The 19,195-nt window shown below is 66.9% G+C and carries 22 protein-coding genes; 11 read left to right on the top strand and 11 right to left on the bottom strand.

Annotated features, from left to right (window positions below; genetic code table 11):
• Positions 1-425 precede the first annotated feature (425 nt).
• From AC1DBQ_RS06655 to AC1DBQ_RS06665, 3 genes are all read left to right on the top strand, one after another.
• Entirely contained in the window at positions 426-1,562 is a 1,137-nt protein-coding gene (locus AC1DBQ_RS06655; protein ID WP_476927758.1) for a 3-deoxy-7-phosphoheptulonate synthase, read from the top strand.
• A gap of 202 nt (positions 1,563-1,764) precedes the next feature.
• Positions 1,765-1,986: a helix-turn-helix domain-containing protein gene (locus AC1DBQ_RS06660; RefSeq protein WP_091251065.1), complete on the top strand. Its 222-nt coding sequence runs from the start codon at positions 1,765-1,767 to the stop codon at positions 1,984-1,986.
• 204 nt (positions 1,987-2,190) lie between these two features.
• On the top strand, positions 2,191-2,289 hold the full coding sequence (locus tag AC1DBQ_RS06665) for a 30S ribosomal protein bS22 (protein WP_476927759.1): 99 nt from the start codon (positions 2,191-2,193) through the stop codon (positions 2,287-2,289).
• 213 nt (positions 2,290-2,502) lie between these two features.
• On the opposite strand, the gene AC1DBQ_RS06670 is transcribed toward AC1DBQ_RS06665, so the two are convergent.
• A complete protein-coding gene (locus AC1DBQ_RS06670) occupies positions 2,503-3,321 on the bottom strand; it encodes an HAD family hydrolase (protein WP_476927760.1) in 819 nt (272 codons plus the stop codon).
• A gap of 173 nt (positions 3,322-3,494) precedes the next feature.
• On the opposite strand from AC1DBQ_RS06670, the gene AC1DBQ_RS06675 reads away from it, so the two are divergent.
• Both AC1DBQ_RS06675 and AC1DBQ_RS06680 read left to right on the top strand, forming a co-directional pair.
• Entirely contained in the window at positions 3,495-3,767 is a 273-nt protein-coding gene (locus tag AC1DBQ_RS06675; RefSeq protein WP_476927761.1) for a glutaredoxin family protein, read from the top strand.
• A 73-nt stretch (positions 3,768-3,840) separates the two neighbouring features.
• On the top strand, positions 3,841-4,536 hold the full coding sequence (locus AC1DBQ_RS06680; protein WP_116765279.1) for a redox-sensing transcriptional repressor Rex: 696 nt from the start codon (positions 3,841-3,843) through the stop codon (positions 4,534-4,536).
• Positions 4,537-4,600: 64 nt separating this feature from the next.
• Here the strand turns inward: AC1DBQ_RS06680 and AC1DBQ_RS06685 are convergent, their stop codons facing one another.
• The 3 genes from AC1DBQ_RS06685 to AC1DBQ_RS06695 all read right to left on the bottom strand — a co-directional run bounded on the left by AC1DBQ_RS06685 (position 4,601) and on the right by AC1DBQ_RS06695 (position 7,143).
• Entirely contained in the window at positions 4,601-5,398 is a 798-nt protein-coding gene (locus AC1DBQ_RS06685) for a hypothetical protein (protein ID WP_476927762.1), read from the bottom strand.
• A 239-nt stretch (positions 5,399-5,637) separates the two neighbouring features.
• Complete coding sequence (locus tag AC1DBQ_RS06690) at positions 5,638-6,033, bottom strand: hypothetical protein (RefSeq protein WP_237563243.1); 396 nt, start codon at positions 6,031-6,033, stop codon at positions 5,638-5,640.
• A 561-nt stretch (positions 6,034-6,594) separates the two neighbouring features.
• The gene (locus tag AC1DBQ_RS06695) at positions 6,595-7,143 is read right to left on the bottom strand and encodes a YceI family protein (protein WP_476927763.1); all 549 of its coding nucleotides are present in this window, start codon (positions 7,141-7,143) and stop codon (positions 6,595-6,597) included.
• Positions 7,144-7,356: 213 nt separating this feature from the next.
• Here AC1DBQ_RS06695 and AC1DBQ_RS06700 point away from each other — a divergent pair, with 213 nt between their 5' ends.
• Genes AC1DBQ_RS06700 through ccsB form a run of 5 tightly spaced genes read left to right on the top strand, consistent with a single transcriptional unit; the run spans position 7,357 to position 12,298 of the window.
• Positions 7,357-8,022: a histidine phosphatase family protein gene (locus AC1DBQ_RS06700; protein ID WP_476927764.1), complete on the top strand. Its 666-nt coding sequence runs from the start codon at positions 7,357-7,359 to the stop codon at positions 8,020-8,022.
• A gap of 2 nt (positions 8,023-8,024) precedes the next feature.
• Positions 8,025-8,645 carry a TlpA family protein disulfide reductase gene (locus AC1DBQ_RS06705; protein WP_091251074.1) on the top strand — a complete coding sequence of 207 codons (621 nt, stop codon included), beginning with the start codon at positions 8,025-8,027 and terminating at the stop codon, positions 8,643-8,645.
• A 13-nt stretch (positions 8,646-8,658) separates the two neighbouring features.
• Positions 8,659-9,414 (top strand): cytochrome c biogenesis CcdA family protein, encoded by a 756-nt coding sequence (locus AC1DBQ_RS06710; RefSeq protein WP_476927765.1) that lies wholly within the window; start codon positions 8,659-8,661, stop codon positions 9,412-9,414.
• Positions 9,414-11,189, top strand: a complete 1,776-nt coding sequence (resB, locus tag AC1DBQ_RS06715; protein ID WP_476927766.1) for a cytochrome c biogenesis protein ResB — start codon at positions 9,414-9,416, stop codon at positions 11,187-11,189. Before AC1DBQ_RS06710 ends, resB begins: the two co-directional genes overlap by 1 nt.
• On the top strand, positions 11,189-12,298 hold the full coding sequence (ccsB, locus tag AC1DBQ_RS06720) for a c-type cytochrome biogenesis protein CcsB (protein ID WP_476927767.1): 1,110 nt from the start codon (positions 11,189-11,191) through the stop codon (positions 12,296-12,298). The genes resB and ccsB overlap by 1 nt, the downstream gene beginning before the upstream one ends.
• 188 nt (positions 12,299-12,486) lie before the next feature.
• On the opposite strand, the gene AC1DBQ_RS06725 is transcribed toward ccsB, so the two are convergent.
• Positions 12,487-13,275, bottom strand: a complete 789-nt coding sequence (locus AC1DBQ_RS06725; protein WP_476927768.1) for a hypothetical protein — start codon at positions 13,273-13,275, stop codon at positions 12,487-12,489.
• A gap of 426 nt (positions 13,276-13,701) precedes the next feature.
• Entirely contained in the window at positions 13,702-14,130 is a 429-nt protein-coding gene (locus tag AC1DBQ_RS06730; RefSeq protein ID WP_476927769.1) for a PLD nuclease N-terminal domain-containing protein, read from the bottom strand.
• A gap of 166 nt (positions 14,131-14,296) precedes the next feature.
• On the opposite strand from AC1DBQ_RS06730, the gene AC1DBQ_RS06735 reads away from it, so the two are divergent.
• A complete protein-coding gene (locus AC1DBQ_RS06735; protein ID WP_476927770.1) occupies positions 14,297-14,605 on the top strand; it encodes a DUF4229 domain-containing protein in 309 nt (102 codons plus the stop codon).
• Between the two features lie 110 nt (positions 14,606-14,715).
• Here the strand turns inward: AC1DBQ_RS06735 and AC1DBQ_RS06740 are convergent, their stop codons facing one another.
• The 5 genes from AC1DBQ_RS06740 to AC1DBQ_RS06760 form a co-directional block, all read right to left on the bottom strand.
• A complete protein-coding gene (locus tag AC1DBQ_RS06740; RefSeq protein WP_476927771.1) occupies positions 14,716-15,597 on the bottom strand; it encodes a 1,4-dihydroxy-2-naphthoate polyprenyltransferase in 882 nt (293 codons plus the stop codon).
• Positions 15,598-15,671: 74 nt separating this feature from the next.
• Entirely contained in the window at positions 15,672-16,832 is a 1,161-nt protein-coding gene (locus AC1DBQ_RS06745; protein WP_476927772.1) for an AMP-binding protein, read from the bottom strand.
• 8 nt (positions 16,833-16,840) lie between these two features.
• Positions 16,841-17,794 (bottom strand): 1,4-dihydroxy-2-naphthoyl-CoA synthase, encoded by a 954-nt coding sequence (locus AC1DBQ_RS06750; RefSeq protein WP_476927773.1) that lies wholly within the window; start codon positions 17,792-17,794, stop codon positions 16,841-16,843.
• A 21-nt stretch (positions 17,795-17,815) separates the two neighbouring features.
• Positions 17,816-18,256: a VOC family protein gene (locus AC1DBQ_RS06755; protein ID WP_476927774.1), complete on the bottom strand. Its 441-nt coding sequence runs from the start codon at positions 18,254-18,256 to the stop codon at positions 17,816-17,818.
• 93 nt (positions 18,257-18,349) lie between these two features.
• Positions 18,350-19,111 carry a lysostaphin resistance A-like protein gene (locus AC1DBQ_RS06760; protein ID WP_476927775.1) on the bottom strand — a complete coding sequence of 254 codons (762 nt, stop codon included), beginning with the start codon at positions 19,109-19,111 and terminating at the stop codon, positions 18,350-18,352.
• Between the last annotated feature and the right edge of the window lie 84 nt (positions 19,112-19,195).

The following is a 19,195-nucleotide window of genomic DNA, read 5'->3' on the forward strand; positions in this document are numbered from 1 at the left end:
AGGTGTGCGTCATGGCTTCCTCCAAAGCGGTCGGATGCTCGTGCTGGGGTCCTTTCACACTCTAGGGGGTGCGGTTCCGGGTGCCGAGCGCGTCGAGTTGGCACGTCGCGGCAGTCCCGGCGCTAAACACTGCCGCGAAGTGCCCACTCGGTGGCTGTCGACCTGGTCCGGAGCCGCCTGGAGCTGGGTGCCGGCGAAATGTTACGCCCGGCGGTTGCCCCTGCCTCGGCTCCGGGGCTATGGTCGACGCTATGACTAACCGTTGGTATGCGTATTTTTCGTTGGCTCTGGAGGGGCCCGCGTCTAACTGACACGCATCCAACTTTCCTTCAGAGCCAACAGGGCAGAGATCATTCTCTGCCCTTCGCCATTTCTCCGGMGGGTTCTGATCAGGGCCCGCTCCGCACCCGGAACAGGACCCGAACATGAGCATCGAAGCAGCCGCCGACACCCAGCAATCCACCTCGAACCTGCGCGTCAGCGAATTCACCCCGCTGCCCACCCCGCAGGACCTCATGGCGGAACTGCCGCTGGAGGCCCGCATGGCCGACGTGGTGGGACGAAGCCGCGACGAGGTCCGCGCCATCATGGACGGCGTCGATGACCGGCTGCTGGTGATCGTGGGTCCGTGCTCCATTCACGACCCCAAGGCCGGCCTCGAATACGCCCGCCGGCTGGTGAGCCAGGCCGAGAAGCACCGCGAAGACCTGCTGATCGTCATGCGCACATACTTCGAGAAGCCGCGCACCACGGTCGGCTGGAAGGGCCTGATCAACGACCCCCGGCTGGACGGCAGCCACGACATCGYGGCAGGCCTACGCGCGGCCCGGTCATTCCTGCGGCAGGTCACCGCGCTCGGCCTGCCCACGGCCACCGAGTTCCTCGAGCCCATCAGCCCGCAGTACGTCGCGGACCTCGTCTCCTGGGGCGCGATCGGCGCCCGCACCACGGAGAGCCAGATCCACCGCCAGCTGGCCTCCGGGCTGTCCATGCCGATCGGGTTCAAGAACGGGACCGACGGCGACCTCCAGGTGGCGCTGGACGCCTGCAGCGCCGCCGCGGCCGCCCAGGCGTTCCTCGGGATCGACGACGACGGCAGGGCCGCGCTCGTGGCCACCRCCGGCAATCCGGACACCCACATCATCCTCCGCGGCKGACGCAAGGGGCCCAACTACTCCGCCGCCGATGTTGAGGCCACCTCGGCCAGGCTGGCCGCGAAGCAGCTGAACCCCCGGCTGATCGTCGACGCCAGCCACGCCAACAGCGGCAAGAACCACCACCGCCAGGCCGAGGTCGCCCTCGAAATCGGATCCCAGCTGGAAAGCGCCGGAGCCGCTGCCGGGGCCATCGCCGGCGTCATGCTGGAGAGCTTCCTGGTGGGCGGGGCGCAGAACCTCGACGTCAACGCCGCAGACAAAGCCGCAAGCGCAGAACCAGGCACCGGGCGGGACGAACTGGTCTACGGCCAGAGCGTCACGGACGCCTGCATGGACTGGGACGTAACGGCGTCGGTGCTCGGCCAACTGGCGGCCTCGGCCCGCACGCGCCGGACCCGCGCCTGAGGCCGCAGCCCGGATCAGGGCACGGGGTGCCAGCATTTCGAGATTCCTGCGGAAAGTGCGTGGGTATTCCTGCGGAAGGCTTTMACATTGGCACCATGAGCAACTACAGTTGCTTTCACATGGTTGTTTGATGGCTCAGCATCGGCACACCGCCATGGCATCAGGTGGGGCTGCCGTTCGCTTGAGCAAAGGAATAAGGGAAATGTCTACGGAGGCCAACTTCTCCAAAGCCCGTTTTTTGACCGTGGCTGAGGTCGCGGAACTTATGCGGGTATCAAAGATGACTGTGTACCGTCTGGTGCATTCGGGGGAGATGCCGGCCGTTCGCTTCGGCCGCTCCTACCGCGTACCGGAGAACGCCGTCGAGCAGTACCTCAAGGGTGCTGTCGTCGACTCGGGTGACGGCCACGCCGGGACTGGCTAAAGAGTCCGCAACATCTTTCTCAGCGTGAATCGACTGCTTTGGGGCCGCACATGGCCCGCGGTCGTGGGGTGCCCCGGAGAGGCGGTACCCTGTTAAGGAACGTTTTACGTCATTGTAAGAACCTGTCAGTTGTTTCAGTCTGCTGCTTAGCCCGCGGACCCTTCCCAACAGGCAGGTACTGCATCTAGCCGGTAAGGAACTTTCGTGGGTTCAGTTATTAAGAAGCGTCGCAAGCGTATGGCCAAGAAGAAGCACCGCAAGCTGCTTCGCAAKACGCGCCACCAGCGTCGCAATAAGAAGTAGCAATACTTCGCACTGCATGAAATGCCCGTTGCCTTCCAGGTGGMGGGCATTTTCTTGCCCTTGTGCGGGCGGGCAGGGATTTTGCGCCGGAAACGGGCACKGGCTGCGGAATCGGGAGCGGGTTGCGGAAACGGGCACGGGCTGCGGAATCGGGCGCAGGCGGGCCGGATCCGCGCCGCGCGCGACCGGAACCGCAGCGGAAAGGTCCGGAGCTTAGCGGCCGGGGCCGCGGAAGCGGGAGAACCCCCGCCACAGGCCGTAGATGGCCCCTCCCACGGTGGCGGCCTTGAACCCCAGAGTGGCGGCGCGCCGGCCGGAGCGGAAATCGTAGACCGGCCAGTTGTGCTCGCGGGCGTAACGGCGCAGCTTGGAGTCGGGATTGATGGCGACGGGGTGTCCCACCATGCTCAGGAGCGGGATGTCGTTGTGGGAATCGCTGTAGGCCCAGCAGCGGCCAAGGTCCAGGCCCTGGTCCGCGGCGATTTCGCGGACCGCCACCGCCTTGGCCGGGCCATGGAGGATTTCGCCTACGAGCTGTCCGGTGTAGGAACCGTCCAGGATCTCGCCCACCGTGCCCAGCGCCCCGGTCAGGCCCAGCCGGCTGGCAATAACGTTCGCCACCTCGACCGGTGTCGCCGTGACGAGCCAAACCTTGCGCCCGACCCGGAGGTGCTGCTCGGCCAGGGCCTTGGCCCCCGGCCAGATCCGCGACTCAATCATCTCGTCATAGACCTCTTCGCCCAGGGCCTCGATGTCCTTCGCCGTGATGCCGGCGGCGAGGGACAGTGCGGAATCCCGGACGGCATGGACGTCGTCCATGTTTTCGCCGCGCAGGATGAACATGAACTGCTTCCATGCGAAGCCGGCAGCCTGCCGCAAGGTGAACGCGCCGCGCTGGTGCAGCTTGCGTGCCACGTGGAAAAGGCTTGCGCCCTTCATGAGGGTGTTGTCGACGTCGAAAAACGCGGCCTCGCCGTGCTGCGGCATTGCAGCGGGCTCGCTGGCCACAGCGACGTATTTCTCCTCGGGCATGCCACGAGTCTAGTCAATGACCGGYCCCGGACCGCCCGCCGGGTGCGCGACGCGGCGGCAGGACTGCATGACGGCCCCCAAGCGCCGCCCCCGGTGTTGTCCCTGTGAGKGGTGCGGCATGAGGGGAGTGCAGCGCGTCGACGCCGACGCGGCCGCCGGGCTACGGTGGATCCATGGCCACACCCGCGCACTTCCCCGATGTAGTTCTGATCACTAAAGCCAACTGTCACCTGTGCACGGAGGCGCGCGCCGCCGTCGGCCGCGTCACTGCTGCCCTCGGGATCGGTTGGACGGAGCAATCCGTGGACGACGACGCCGGGCTGCGCGACCGCTTCGCCGAGGAGATCCCGGTGGTGCTGGTGGACGGCGTGCAGCGGGATTTCTGGAAGATCGACGAGGCCCGCCTGACACGGACCCTTCAGCGGGCCATCGGACAACAGCCCTGACGCCTGGTGCTTTGTTGCGTGATGCGCGGGGGCTCTAGAGTGGGAAGCACAACGCGACGCAATGGAGCAGATAGTGACTTCGCTGGATTCATCTCCCGAGGCTGTTCCCGGGGGAGCCGGGACTGCCGCCAAACAGATTCCGCCCGCGGCCGTGGCGCGGCTGACCATTTATCTGCGCGCCCTGACCACACTGCTGGCGGAAGGGGTGGACCGGGTCTCGTCCGAGTCCCTGGCCGAGGCCTCCGGGGTTAGCTCCTCAACGCTGCGCAAGGACCTCTCCTATGTGGGCTCCTACGGAACGCGGGGCGTGGGGTACGAGGTCCAGTACCTCAACCGGCACATCGCGGCCGCCCTCGGGCTGACGCACGACTGGAAGGTCGCAATCGTCGGCGCCGGCAACCTGGGCAAGGCCTTGGCCCGGTACGGCGGATTCGAGTCGCGGGGCTTTGACATCGTGGCAATTTTCGACGCCGACCAGATGGTGGTGGGTAGCGAAGTCGGCTGGCTGCGCGTCAGCGACGCCGCGGACCTCGAGCCGGTACTGCAACGGACGGGCGCCAACATGGTGGTTCTGGCGCTGCCCGCCGCGGTGGCCCAGGATGTCTGCGACCGCGTGATTGCCGCCGGTGTGCGGAGCATCCTCAGCTTCGCCCCGGTGATGCTGCAGGTCCCGCCGGGGGTCAACCTCCGCAAGGTGGACATGGCAACTGAACTCCAGATCCTAGCCTATCACGCACAACGGGCGCAGGACCCGGAGGACGCCGACTAGGTTCGGCCAGGTCCTCCGGCTCCCGCGCCCGATGGGTTTTCCTGTTGGGGAGTCCTTGGTGCAGCTACTTCCCGAAGGGGGCGCCGGGACGCCCGTAGGGGTTGGCAAAGGGTTGCCGCTTCTGGAAATAGGGGGACGCCGCGGGCAGGTACAGCAGCACGATGGCCGCAATGCCGATCAGCGCGGCCAAGGTGGCGAGGCTGAGCGGGTAGAGGTTGAGGATGGACAGCGCGGCAAACACCGTACCCAGAATACGGGCCCAGTTCTTGCCCTTGCGGACGTTGAACGCCACGAGGGCGTACAGCCCGGCGGTGATCAGGGCGATCACCACGATCGTGCCGATCAGGACACCTTTGAGGGACTCGAAATCGACCTTCGTGCCACTTGTTGCCATCTGCTGCTCGAACAGGTCCCGGACGGCGGGGCTGTCCAGGGTGCCCAGGGACAGCAGCATGGAAATCACCCACACCGCGCCTGCCGCGATGATCAGCCAGAACGAGGTGTTGACGAGCTGGGGAACCGGGCCAGCAGCCTGAGGCTGCTCGGACGGGTACTGGGCGTAGGGGGACTGGCCGTACTGCGGGGCGTTCTGGCCGTAGGCCGGGGGTGACTGCTGGCCGTACTGGGGAGTCTGCGGGGCGTTTTGGCCGTAGGCCGGGGGTGACTGCTGGCCGTATTGCGGGGTCTGCGGGGCGTTTTGGCCGTAGGCCGGGGGTGACTGCTGGCCGTATTGCGGGGTCTGCGGGGCGTTTTGGCCGTAKGCCGGCGGGGTCTGCGGGGCGTTTTGGCCGTAGGCCGGCGTGGAGTCCTCGCCCGGTTCGGAGCCGTTGGGAGGTGAAGGCTGGACTGGAGGGTTGCTCATGAAGCGGTCCTTTGCGAGTCGATCACGGAATCGGCCACCGGGACCAGCGATCCTGCCCTGCCCCCAGCATGGTTTAGCTCCACCGTACCGCGGGCCGGCCGCCGTGCGGATCATTCCGCAGAGGTATTCTCAACCCTATTGCGACCACCGGCTGGGCCGCGGCTGGACCGCAAGCGGGACGGGCGGTTGGGCTGCGCGCACGCCACTGCAATCAAACGGAATCCCGGGGCGCGGCAGGCCTAGATTCGGCCCCGATGGGCGACAAACCAAGCCTGTGAATTTGGCAGCCACATCAGCACGGTTGCTGCCAGGCTGATGAAGAAGCCCGGCAGGCCTCCACCGCCCCGACCGGCAGCGACACCGGCACTAACGATGGCCAGCACCAGGGAGATGCCGACAAGGACTGTGAGGGCGAAGCGGGCCCACTCCCGGCCCTCCTTCATCTTCATGGCCAGGATGATCTGGGCAGTCGCCAGCACGAGGGCCACCAACACCAGAACGAACACCAGGAGCCCGAGGGGCGGCGCAAAGGCGATGATGACAAAGGACCCGAACAAACCAATGATTCCGCCGAGGATGCCCAGAAGCCCGCCGATGAGCCAGATCCAGTACGAGACCTTCAGCTCTGTGGGCATTGCGGTGACCTTGAACATGCCGGACAGGCCGCCCGCGGGCAATGCATCGCTAAAGCTTCTCGGACGGTCCGCAGGCATCTCGAAGCGGAATCCGCCCGTAGGCGGCGGTGCCTGGTAGTCCGGCGGGGGCGGCTGGTACCCCGGCGGCGGTGCCTGGTAGCCCGGCGGCGGTGCCTGGTAGCCCGGCGGGGGCGGCTGGTACCCCGGCGGCGGTGCCTGGTAGCCCGGCGGGGGCGGCTGATAACCCGGTGGCGGTGCCTGATAGGCCGCGGGCTGTTCCGGACCGGCAGGCGGGACACTGCCCGGCGGCGGGGGATGGGCACCTGGCTGCTGCGGCGGTACATCACTCGGGTTGCTCATGGCTCTCACTGTAGACCGGCGATTCCCTGTTATCCAGACAATCTGAGGGCCGCMGCAGCCCGCGAAGCACTCGCGGAAACATCAGCGGAAACCACAGCGGAACCAGCAACACAAACAACGGCGCCCTGCTTCATCGCGAAGATGAAGCAGGGCGCCGGAACCGGCCACCCGGCGTCGGGCCGCCAGCGGGGAGAGCAGTGACTATGCGGCGGGAGCGATGAAGGCCAGTTCCAGGTTGATGGCAACCTTGTCGCTGACCAGCACGCCGCCGGCTTCGAGGACTGCGTTCCAGGTCAGGCCGAAGTCCTTCCGGCTGATGGTGGTTTCGGCGGTGAGTCCGGCGCGGGTGTTGCCGAACGGATCGACGGCCACGCCGTTGAACTCGGTCTCGAGGGCCACCGGGCGGGTGATGCCCTTGATGGTGAGGTCGCCCTGGAGTTCGTAGGCGTMGCCCTTGKGGACGATGGTGTTGGAGACGAAGGAGATCTCCGGGAACTTCTCGACGTCGAAGAAGTCCTCGCCGCGGACGTGGCCGTCKCGGTTGGCATCGCCGGAGTCGAAGCTCGCGGTMTTGATCGAGGCGCTCACCTTGGAGTCGGTGACGTTCTCGGAGAGGTCCAGCGTGGCTGCGGCGTCGGTGAACTGGCCGCGGACCTTGCTGATACCTGCGTGGCGGACGGTGAACCCGATCTCGCTGTGCGACGGGTCKAKGGTCCAGGTGCCGGTGGTGACGTTTGCGGGAAGTGCCATGGTGATKCTCCTTKAGTMGGGTGGGTCCTGCTGCGGTTCGTCTGATCGTTACTTGAAACCTCATTGGTTGAAATCTCAACTAACTGCTTCACCCAGTATAAACATGCATTTGCATCTTTTATTCCAACTCCAGGGAACATTTTTCAAAACTCGTCAGTTCTACCTTCCGTAGAAGATTTCAGATCGACCGTCATCTTTGAGAAACTGGTAGACATGCCCCAAGCCACTGTTCATTTGCTCCGCCACGGCGAGGTCCACAATCCCGATGGTGTCCTGTACGGCAGGCTGCCGGAATTCCACCTCTCCGAACTCGGCCGGGAKATGGCCCGCACGCTGGCCGAACACTTCAGCGAGCGGTCCGAACAAGGGGCCCGGATCGTCCACTTGGCGGCGTCGCCGCTGACCCGCGCGCAGGAGACGGCCCAGCCGATTGCCGCGGCCCTGGGCCTTGAGATCGCCACCGACGCCCGCATTATCGAAGCGGCCAACTACTTTGAGGGTCTCCACGTCTCCAAGGCGGAGCTGCTCCGGCCCAAGCACTGGACCAAGCTGTACAACCCGCTCCGGCCGTCCTGGGGTGAGCCCTACAAGGAGCAGGCTGCGCGGGTCATCGCGGYGGTCCAGGATGCACGCGTCCGGGCGATCGAGCTTGGCGGCGACGGGGCCGAAGCCATCCTGGTCAGCCACCAGCTGCCCATCTGGGCCACGCGGCTCAGCGCCGAGGGCCGCCCGCTGTGGCATGATCCGCGGAAGCGCGAGTGCACGCTGACCTCGCTGACGTCCCTGGTGTTCGACGACGCCGGCGTGCTCGTGCGGGTTGACTACAGCGAGCCCGCTGCCGCCCTCCTGCCCGGTGCCGCCAGCACTCCGGGAGCCTGACCATGGCAGAGAATCGACGCGCGGGGACTCCGCTGTCCCGCCGCAACGTCCTGACGGCCGGCGGGGCTGCCCTCGCCGTCGTGTTCGGGCTGTCCGGCTGCGCCCAGGACGATGCCCTCGCCAAGCAGGCCAAGGCCGGGGACAACAAGAACTACGTGGCCGGCGACGGATCCGTGACCGAATTCGCCGTCGCGGACCGCAAGAGTCCCGTGGAGCTCAAGGGGACGCTGTTCGACGGAACCGCCGTCACCTCGGCGGACTTCACCGGCAAAGTGACCGTGCTGAACTTCTGGTTCGCCGCGTGCGCCCCCTGCCGGGTCGAAGCGCCCACCCTCGAGTCGCTGCACCAGGAATTCAAGAACCAGGGCGTGCAGTTCTTCGGCGTCAACCTGCGCGACGAAAAACCCACGGCCGACGCGTTCGACCAGACCTTCAAGCTGACGTACCCAAGCTTCAACGACAAAGACGGCGCCGTACTGCTGGCCGTCTCCGGCCTCGTGCCGCCCGGYGCTGTGCCCACCACCCTCGTGCTGGACAAGCAGGGCCGCGTCGCATCCCGGGTGCTCGGCGAAATCCAGCAGGGCACCCTCAAATCCCTCATCGCCGCCGCCGTGGCCGAGTAGCGCGGTCTACACCGTGAACAGCCCCTTCGCCGAAGCCATCCTGAACGGATCGCTCCTGCTGGCCATTCCCGTTGCCCTCCTGGCCGGATTTGTCTCCTTCCTCTCTCCCTGCGTCCTCCCGCTCGTCCCCGGATACCTCGGCTACGTCACTGGGCTGACCGGCGTCGACCTGCAGAAGCAAAGGCGCGGCCGCATGCTGGCCGGAATCGGGCTCTTCGTCCTGGGCTTCTCCGTGATCTTCGTGCTGCTTGGCGGGGCGTTCGGGCAGCTGGGCAGCCTCATCACCGGCTCGCAGAACAAGTGGATCACCCAGTTGCTGGGCATCCTGGTGGTCATCATGGGCGTGGTGTTCATGGGCGGCTTCGGCTGGCTGCAACGCGATGCCAAGATCCATGCCAAACCGCCGGCCGGCCTATGGGGTGCGCCCTTGCTCGGCATCACCTTCGGGCTGGGCTGGGCCCCGTGCATCGGTCCCACCTATTCCGCCGTCCAGCTCCTCAGCCTCTCCGGCGGCTCGTCCGCGGCGAAGGGGGCGTTCCTGGCCTTCGTGTATAGCCTTGGGCTGGGCATCCCGTTCCTGCTGATCGCGCTGGCTGTGCGCCGCGGCATCKGCGTGATGTCCTTCTTCCGCACGCACCGGCTCGCCATCCAGCGCACCGGCGGCGGCATCCTGATCCTGCTCGGCATCCTGATGGCCAGCGGCGTGTGGGGTACCTGGGTCTCCGGGTTGCAGTACTGGTTCCAAACCGATGTGAAATTGCCGATCTGATGAGCGAGCGCGTGAACGTAAAGAAGAAKAAGTCCCCCAAGTCCGAGGCCGTGATGCCCTCGCTGGGTCCGTTGGGCATGCTCCGCTGGGCGTGGACGCAGCTGACCAGCATGCGCACGGCCCTGTTCCTGCTCCTGCTGCTGGCTGTCGCCGCCGTGCCCGGCTCGCTGTTTCCACAGCGGCCCGCCAACCCGTCGATTGTCACGCAGTACATCCAGGACCATCCGGACTACGGCAAGATCCTGGACTCGGTCCAGCTCTACGACGTCTACTCCTCGGCGTGGTTTTCCGCGATCTACCTCCTGCTGTTTATCTCGCTGATCGGCTGCGTGATCCCGCGCGCCATCGCGCACTACAAGGCGATGCGCTCCCAGCCCCCGCGCACTCCGGCGCGGCTGTCCCGGCTCCCTGAATACGGCACCCTGGTGATTCCCGCCGACGCCGGGATCCCGGCGTCGGCGGCTATCTCCGACGCCGCGGAACTGCTGAAGAAGCGCGGATACCGCGTTGATGTCCGGGACCGCGACGGCGAGCGGCCCTCCCTCGGGGCCGAGCGCGGCTTCCTGAAGGAAGTCGGCAACCTCGTCTTCCACACCGMGCTGATCGGKGTCCTGGTCTCGGTGGCGGCCGGCGGCCTCTTCGGCTACAGCKGGCAGAGGATCCTCGTGGAGGGCGACACCTTCGTCAACACCTTGGTCGGCTATGACCAGTTCACGCCCGGCACCAACTTCCAGAGCAGCCAGCTCCAGCCGTATTCCGTCCAGCTGGACAAGTTCGACATCACCTTCGACCGCGAATCCAAGGGCAAGTTCGSACAGCCCATCGATTTCACGGCCGAAGTGACCACGAAGGAAAACCCGGACGCGCCGGCCAAGAAGGAACTGCTCAAGGTCAACGACCCCCTGAGCCTCGGCGGCACCAGCGTGTACCTCACGGGCAACGGCTACGCCCCCGTGGTCACCGTCCGCGACGCCGCCGGGAACATCGCCATGCAGGGGCCCGTGGTCGCCAAACTCCAGGGCGAGAACTACTACTCTTCCGTGGTCATCAAGGTCCCGGACGCCAAGCCGGAGCAGCTCGCGTTCGCCGGGTTCTTCCTGCCGACGGCCTTCATCACCGACAAAGGCGTGTCCTTCAGCGGTGATCCGGAGCTCATCAACCCGCAGCTGACCCTGAACTCGTACTTCGGCGACCTCGGCCTGAACGCGGGAGCACCCCAGAACGTCTTCGAACTCGACGTCAAGAAGCTGACGCCGCTCAATGCGCGGAACCTGCCCACCAAGGGCATYGTCCTGGCGCCCGGGAGCAGCTACACGCTGCCGGACGGCAAGGGCTCCATCAGCTTCGACGGCGTGAAGCGCTACGTCGGTGTCGATATCCACCACAACCCCGGCCAGCTCTACGCGCTGATCTTCGCGCTCCTGGCCGTCGCCGGGCTGGTCACCTCGCTCTACGTGAACCGCCGCCGCGTCTGGGTCCGGACCGGCACCCACGAGGACGGCCGCACCATGGTGGAATATGGTCTCCTGGCCCGCGGCGAGGACCACCGTCTGGCCGGGGAAGCCGCAGCCATCCGCAAACTCCTGTCCAGCGAATGGCTGCTGGGCGAGGACGCCGCGCCCGGTTCCCAGCCCGCTCCCAGCAGGACGGCGGATAATGACCGGGCGGATACCGCCGAGAGCGGTGCCGGCGGCACGAACGCCTCCCCTGAACACCCCGAAGAAGACTTCATTCAGTCAACAGCCGGCTCCTCTGAGTCGAAGAAGGATCAGTAATGCTGTTCGCGATCAACGAAACCATGGGCCAGTACAGCGAGCTCTTCATGTTGCTGGCCGCCGGCACCTACACAGTGGCCTTCATCGCCTTCGCCTGGGACCTGGCCAAGAGCAGCAAGATGCTGCGCGCGGTGGACCTCAAGGCGGCGGAACTCTCCGGGCAGACGGCCGAGGCCGCGCGCGTCCCTGTCGGCGTCGGTGCGGGCGCCGCCGGAGGCGACGTTGACCGCGCCGATTCGGACGTCAGCGGCCCTGCAGGCCGTGCGGAGCGTCCGACGTCGGCCACCGGCCGGGGTGCCGCGGCAGGTGCGGGCCAGACCGCCGACGGCAGCATGCGCTACGGCGGCGAGCGGCGGGTCCCCGCGCGGGTGGCTGTCGCGCTGACTGTCCTGGGCGCCGCAATCCATGCTGCCGGTGTGATCACCCGTGCGCTCGGCGCAGGCCGGGTGCCGTGGGGCAACATGTACGAATTCCTCACCACCGGTGCCTTCGTGGCCGTTGCCGTCTTCCTGCTGGTCCTGATCCGCCGCGACCTGCGCTTCCTGKGCACGTTCGTGATCGGACTGGCCATCATCATGCTCGTTGCGGCCTCCATCGCCTTCTGGACGCCCGTGGGGCACCTCGTGCCCGCGCTGCAGAGCTACTGGCTGATCATCCACGTCTCCATCGCGGTGATGTCCTCGGCCCTGTTCACCCTGACCTTCGCCATGTCCGCGCTGCAGCTCGTGCAGTCGCACCGGCAGAAGACCATCGCCGCGGGAGGTGCCGACAAGCTGGGATTCATGCGCCTCGTGCCGAACGCCCTGAGCCTGGAAAACCTGTCCTACCGCATCAACGCGATCGCGTTCGTCGGCTGGACGTTCACGCTCATGTTCGGCGCCATCTGGGCGGAGAAGGCCTGGGGCCGGTTCTGGGGCTGGGACACGAAGGAAGTCTGGACCTTCGTGATCTGGGTGGTTTACGCCGGCTACCTGCACGCCCGCGCTACCCGTGGCTRGACCGGAACCCGCGCCGCCTGGCTCTCGATCGTCGGCTACCTGTGCGTGGTCTTCAACTTCACGATCGTGAACCAGTTCTTCAACGGCCTGCACTCATACTCGGGGCTGTAAACCGCACCCCAGGGCTGCAACGCCTCCGCGATCCGCCACGAATGGCCGCCAAGCTACCCCGGCGGCCATTCGTGTCAGGTGAATGCGGTGTGGGGCGGCTGGGGCAGCGCGGCATGGCGCGGCGGCACTAGGCTGCGTCGGCCCCGCACTCCCTCGATTCGCCACAGATGGCCGCTACGCCACCAGGCTCAGCGGCCATTCGTGTCAGGTGAGTGCGGTGTGGGGCGAGCACGTTGACGTCGCCCCTGCTGTGGAACCGGGCCGGGAGTCCAGCCGCGCTCGGTCAACGCCGCACGCACTCGGGTAACCGCAGCCGGCTCCATCCCCGGGGCGAACGGGGTCAAGTACCATTGGGTCAATACGACGACGCGCCACCCGGCATCCCTGGCGTTCTCATCCCGGAAGATGTCGCTGCGACGCTGGGCCGGAGTGGCATGATGGCCGCCGTCGAACTGAATCGCTACCTTTTCTTGCTCGTAGGAGAGGTCCGGGTCCTGGATCCAACCGCCGGTCTCGTCGAACATGGGGACGTTGATTCCGGGTTCGGGCAGGCCGTGCCGAATCAGAAGTAGCCGGAGTTCGGTCTCTTTGGGGGAGTCCGTGCCGGCGCGTATCAGGGAGCGGGCGCGCATAGCGCGCCGGTAGCCCGCCCTGCCCTGCTTCCCGGCGAGGTATGCGTCCAGCCTGTCGATCGTGGTCAATGGATTTCTCCGCCGTAATAGGAAGTCCCCGGCGATCACCAGCTCATCGAGACTCAGTATGCCGGCGAGATCGAACCACGTCCGCAGCGGGGAAGTGCAGCTCACCCTGACACCGGCCACGATCTCCTCCGGTTCGAGTGACTGCTGATGGCCCACCACATTCTTATGCCGCACGGCCCGCCGTCCCGGTTGACTCGTCAGATGGACGACAGCCAGGTTCTCCAAGGCCCGCGGCAGGGGGAAGCCCCACAGCACCGCCGCAGACAGATGGCTCACGACTGCGCCCGTCACCGCCGTCAGGGCATGCACGCGTGCCAGCAAACTATCCGGGGCGGCGGYGGTGGCGCGCACTCCATAACAGGGGCTGGCGAGATCCTGGGYCCGGGTCCGTCGTCGGMTCAGCCCGGCAGTGCGGGCCTCGGCCACGGTGAAGGGCCGATGTCGGAGGTGCGGGGGTAGCTCACTGGGCTCGCGCATAGGAGCATTCTGCGCCCGCGTCGAGGAGGCTCGTGAGTTATCCACAGAGCGGCCGGGGTGGGGGGGAGGAGTGGGCCGTGCGAGCAGCAGCCGCGGAGTGGATGAGCGGTGGCCATTTGCCGGAGATGGCCGCTTTGAGGCCGGGATTCCGGCCATCCGGGGCGAATGGCCGCAGTTAGTATGGCGTGGAGTCGTTGTACCGGGGGAATGAGGGCCGGAGTACTGCTACTTGACCTCGTCGGTGCCTTGCGTGCCGGCGTCGCCTGGTTCGCGGGCATCGCCGGCGCTCTCCGGGCGGTTCGCATCCCCGTTGCCGGCGTCAAGCTTGCGCTCCTTGGCATCGAGTTGGTCCTTGAGCCTCTTGAGCCTGTCGGCCTCGGCCTGGTYGCGGCGGCGGATTTCAAGGTTGCGCAGAAAATCGGGGTCGTCGTCGGGCGCTACGGGGTGGCTGTAGGCGACGGGCGCGGTGTCCGTGGCACGGGGGCGTCCGATCAGGAACCACAGGATGGCGCCGACCACGGGGAGGAGGATCTGCACGAAGATCCAGGCCGTTTTGGAGATCCCCCTAGTCAACCGCTTGTCAGTCCGGATGAGGTCGACAAGTCCATAGACGAATACGACCAGTATGACGATCGGGACCACTACACGGAGCATATCTTCAGTCTAGCCGTCAAGCGGCCCGACGGCGTCGATCACCGGCCCCCGGTCCGGCCCCGGCTCCGGCCACCGGTGCTGCCCCCGGGACAGGCCAGGGGCGCCGCAGCCGCAGGGAGGTCRGCGTCCGCTGCCGGGMTGCCGTCCTGGCGGCTAAACTTGGGGTGTGGCTTTCCTCAAATACTCCCTGATTCGGTTGGCGCTGTTTGCGCCTCTCTTCGCACTTTTCCTCTACCTGCAGCTGGGGGTGCTCCTGGCCGCGCTGTGCGCCGGGATGATGTCTTTCGCCATCAGCTTCCTGTTCTTCCAGAGGCAGCGCGACGCGGCCACCGCGACGCTCCACCACCGGTTCTCGGGTAAGGCCAAGCCGCTGCGCAGCGCCGGCGAGGTGGCTGACGCCGAGGCCGAAGACCGAATGGTGKATGCGAACCCCGACATTGCCGTCCACACGGACGCCCGCCCCAAAGACTCCTAACAGCGCCGGGCCGGAACCCGCCKCGCCGGAACCCGGCGGGCCGGAGCGCCGGCAGTGACTCGGAAGCAGCGCTGGGCCGCGGAGGCGGATCCGTTCTTAGAAAGAGCGTTCTAGAAGCCGTGACTCAGGACGAGTMCCAGTGAAAACAGTGCCGCGAAGCCGAGATTGATCAGTCCGGTCTGCTTCAGGACCGGGATGAGGCTCTTCCGGCGCCGCCCGGAGATCATGAGCCAGGACGGCATGAGGCTGRCAGGGATCAGCAGCAGCACAATCAGCATCCACKGCCGGGCCGGGGCCAAGACGATCACCAGCAGGATCGCGACGGCGAGCATCAGCACGTAGCTTTCGCGGGCATGCTTGTCGCCGAGCCGCACGGCCAGGGTCTTCTTTCCGGCCTTCCTGTCGGTCGGGATGTCGCGGACGTTGTTCGCCATGAGCAGGGCGCAAGCGATCAGCCCCGTGCCGATCGCCCCGATGATGGCGGCGAGGCTGAGCTGGCCGGCCTGCGTGTAGGTGGTGCCCAGCGTTGCCACGAGGCCGAAGAACACAAACACAAAGACGTCGCCCAGGCCGAGGTAGCCGTACGGGTTCTTGCCGCCGGTGTAGCCCCAGGCGGCCAGCACGCAGCCGATGCCGACCAGGATGAGCCACCATGCCTGCGTGATGATCACCAGGATCAGGCCAAACAGYATCGCCAGCCCGAACGCCGCGAAGGCGGCCCGTTTGACGTGTTCGGGCTTGGCCGCGCCGGAGCCCACCAGCCGGAGCGGGCCCACCCGGTCCTCATCCGTACCGCGGATGCCGTCCGAGTAGTCGTTGGCGTAGTTGACACCGATCTGCAGGAGCAGGGCGACCAGTGCGGCCAGCACGGCGTTCAGCAGGATGAACGAATCCATCTCGTAAGCCGCCGCGCTGCCGATCAGCACCGGCGCAATCGCGGCGGGCAGGGTGCGCAGTCGGGCGCCTTGGATCCATTGTGCGGCTGTGGCCACGGTCAGTACCTCATTGGTTCGTTGAATGCTCGTTGGTTGGTTCGATACCCGGCCGGAAGCCGGAAGCCGCTTGTCTATTTTCCCTGATGCAGKGCATCGAGCAGGACCGTCATGCCGAGGCGGTCCGGCTTGCCGTTGGGCAGCATGAGCAGTTCCGCGGCGGGCAGGATCGTTTTCGGCGCCAGCGCACCCAGCGCCGCCCCCCAAGTTTCGTTCCCGCTGTCGGCGAACGCGGCCAGGCCTTCCGGGGAACTGTCGGCCACCGCGACGTACGCGGCCAGGGCGTGGCCCCACTCCGCGGAGGGCACACCGGCCACGAAGGCGGCGCGCACGCCGTCGAGCTTTTCCAGCTCGGCCTGGACGTGTGCGGCCGAAACCTTCAGGCCGCCGGTGATGACGACGTCGTCGGCCCGCCCGAGCACCGTGAGCCGGCCGTCGGCGTCCAGTTCTCCGAGGTCGTTGGTCCGGTACCAGCGGACGCCGTCCTCTTCGATGAAGGCGCCGGCCGAGAGCTTGGGGGCATCCAGATACCCGGCGGCGACAGTTGCCCCGCCCAGCAGGATGCGGCCGTCTTCCGCTACGCGGACCAGGACGTCTTCGAGCGGGAAGCCGTCGTACACGCACCCGCCGCAGGTCTCGGCCGATCCGTAGGTGGTCACCACCTTGACTCCGGCGTCACGGGCCGCCGCGAGCAGCTCCGGGGCCGCGGGGCCGCCGCCGAGCAGGACGGCGTTGAAGCGCCGCAGCACGGCCAGCGTCTCGGCCGAGGGCGAGTCCAGGAGCCGCTGCAGCTGGGTGGGCACCAGCGAGGTGAAACGGATCTTGTCTGTGAGTTCCGCCGCCGCGGCCGTGAAGGCCTCCGGGGTGAAGCCGCCGGTCATGTCCATGACCCACGGGCGGGTGCCCGCAAAGAGCGAGCGGACCAGCACCTGCAGGCCGGCCACATACTGCACGGGGAGGGCCAACAACCACTGGCCTTCGCCCTTCAGCGCAAAGGCGGTCGCCATCGACGACGCCGCCAGGGCGTCGACGGTGAGGACGGTTGCCTTCGGCGTGCCCGTGGACCCGGACGTCCGCACCACGACGGCTGCGTCCTCGATGCMGGGCGTTGCGGGGAACGCCAGCACCGGAGCGCCGTCGGACCCGGCGGAGAGTTCGACGGCGGGTCCCTCGCCGTGGAGGGCAGCAGCCAGCGCCTTGAGCGCAGGTTCGATGTTGATGGCTYCGGAAGTCACAGCACGCCTTAGAAGTAGTACGGGAATTTGGACCAGTCGGGGTCGCGCTTTTCGAGGAAGGCTTCCTTGCCTTCCACGGCCTCGTCGGTCATGTAGGCCAGACGGGTMGCTTCGCCGGCGAAGACCTGCTKGCCGGCCAGGCCGTCGTCGGCCAGGTTGAACGCGAACTTGAGCATGCGGATGGCCTGCGGGGACTGCCGGGCGATGTCGGCGGCGTACTCCAGCGCGACTTCCTMTAGGCGTTCATGGTCCACGGCCTCGTTGACCGCGCCCATCCGGACCATGTCGTCGGCGGAATATTCGCGGGCCAGGAAAAAGATTTCCCGAGCGGCCTTCTGGCCGATCTGACGGGCCAACAGGGCCGAGCCGTAGCCGGCGTCGAAGCTTCCCACGGTGGCGTCGGTCTGCTTGAACTTGCCGTGCTGGCGGGAGGCGATGGTGAGGTCCGAGACCACGTGGAGGGAATGCCCGCCGCCGGCTGCCCAGCCGTTGACGACGGCGATCACCACCTTGGGCATGGTGCGCATGAGCCGCTGGACCTCCAGGATGTGGAGCCGGCCGGCGCGGGCGGGGTCGATGGTCTCCTTCGTCTCCCCCTCGGCATAGCGGTACCCGTCGYGGCCGCGGATCCGCTGGTCCCCGCCCGAACAGAACGAGTGGCCGCCGTCCTTTGGGGAGGGGCCGTTCCCGGTGAGCAGCACGGTGGCCACGTCGGGGGTCATCCGGGCGTGGTCCATGGCGCGGTAGAGCTCGTCCACGGTGCCGGGCCGGAAGGCGTTGCGGACCTCGGGGCGGTTGAAGGCGATGCGCACGGTGGGCAGGTCCCGGACCACTTCTCCGTCGGCGGAGCGCTCCACCTGCCGGTGGTAGGTCATGTCCTGGAAGTCGTCGAAACCGGACACGGTGCGCCACCGCTGGGGGTCAAAGACGTCGGATACCTTGGCGGGGATTTCGTTGCTCACAGTCCGAGTCTAGTAATCGGCTCAGCTGATGCAGAACTCGTTGCCTTCCGGGTCCGTCAGGGTGTGCCATTCGTGGGGTCCCTGGCGGGCCGTCCAGAGGAACGTGGCGCCGCGCGCTTCCAGGGCGGCGCGCACCTCATCCTTGTCCCCGCCCGCCAGCCTCACATCCCAGTGAACCCGGTTTTTGACGGTCTTGCCCTCGGGGACCGACTGGAACAGGATCCGGCGGGCGGGCGCCTTGGTGTCGAGTTCTTCGGGCGGGACGATGGCGGCGCCGGCACCCCAGACGAGCTTGCCGTGATGCGTCCGGGTTTCCGCCTCCGTCGCGAAACCCTGCGCGATCATKKAGCGGATGAAGCCCTCATCCTGCGGCTCCACGGCCCAGTCCAGGGTTTCGGCCCACCAGTCGGCGAGCCCGTGCGGGTCGATGCAGTCCACCACGATCTGAATGTTCAGTGTCATGGGAAGAACCTACGACGCCGGGACGGCCGGCGGTAGGTGTCCGCGCCGGAAGATCTCCGCCGACGTTCCCGCCATCTCCGTTCGCGGCGTCGGCTAGCCCTGGATCCGCTGCAGCTGTTCGAGGACCTCCGGCGGAATCGCGTAGATGAACACCACCGCCAGAAGATTCTTGGAGGCGTGGACGAAGTAGGAGAACATCACGTTCTTGCCGGTCCAGACGTACACGAACACCAGGACGGCGCCCATGGCGAGGTACGGCATCAGCACCTGCAGGGTCATCTGCTCCTGGCCCACGATGTGCAGGGCCGCGAACAGGACCACGGACAGGCCGCAGCACAGCCAGAGGTTGACGCGGCGGCTCAGCTTGCCGATCAGCAGGTGGCGGAAGATGTACTCCTCGACGAAGGGGCCCACGATCACCAGCAGGGGCACCATGAGCCACGCCGGGACCTGCTGCATGAGCGCTTGGAGCCCGGCCTGGTTGGCGGAGGTCTGCACCGGCCCGCTGACGGCCACGAACACGGCGGTGAGGATGAGCATCACCACCACGGACAGCGGCACCATGAGCGCGGTGAACCAGGGCCTCGTGGCCAGGACGCGGAGGTCCCGCGCGGCAACGCGCCGCGCGGCGGTCAGCGCCAGGATGCCGATGGTTGCGTAGAAGATCAGGTTCACCGCATAGGACGCCACGGCCGGATTCGGGGACAACCGCAGCAGCAGCGGCGCCAGCAGTTCCCCCGCCACGGCGAAGAATGCGGCCACGGCCACATAGAGTCCGGCAGTGATGAAGTCCAGCCGTGAGAACCGGTAAAGCTCCGGCTGCGGCGCCGGCGGTGTGCGGAGAGCTGTGCCCATGCCCCCAGCCTAGCGCCGGGGCGCAGGGACGCGGTCACGTCCGCCATGCGGCAGTCGCCTCGGTATCTCAGCAATAGTCGACGG

Source organism: Arthrobacter sp. 10T413_2 (assembly GCF_056394205.1).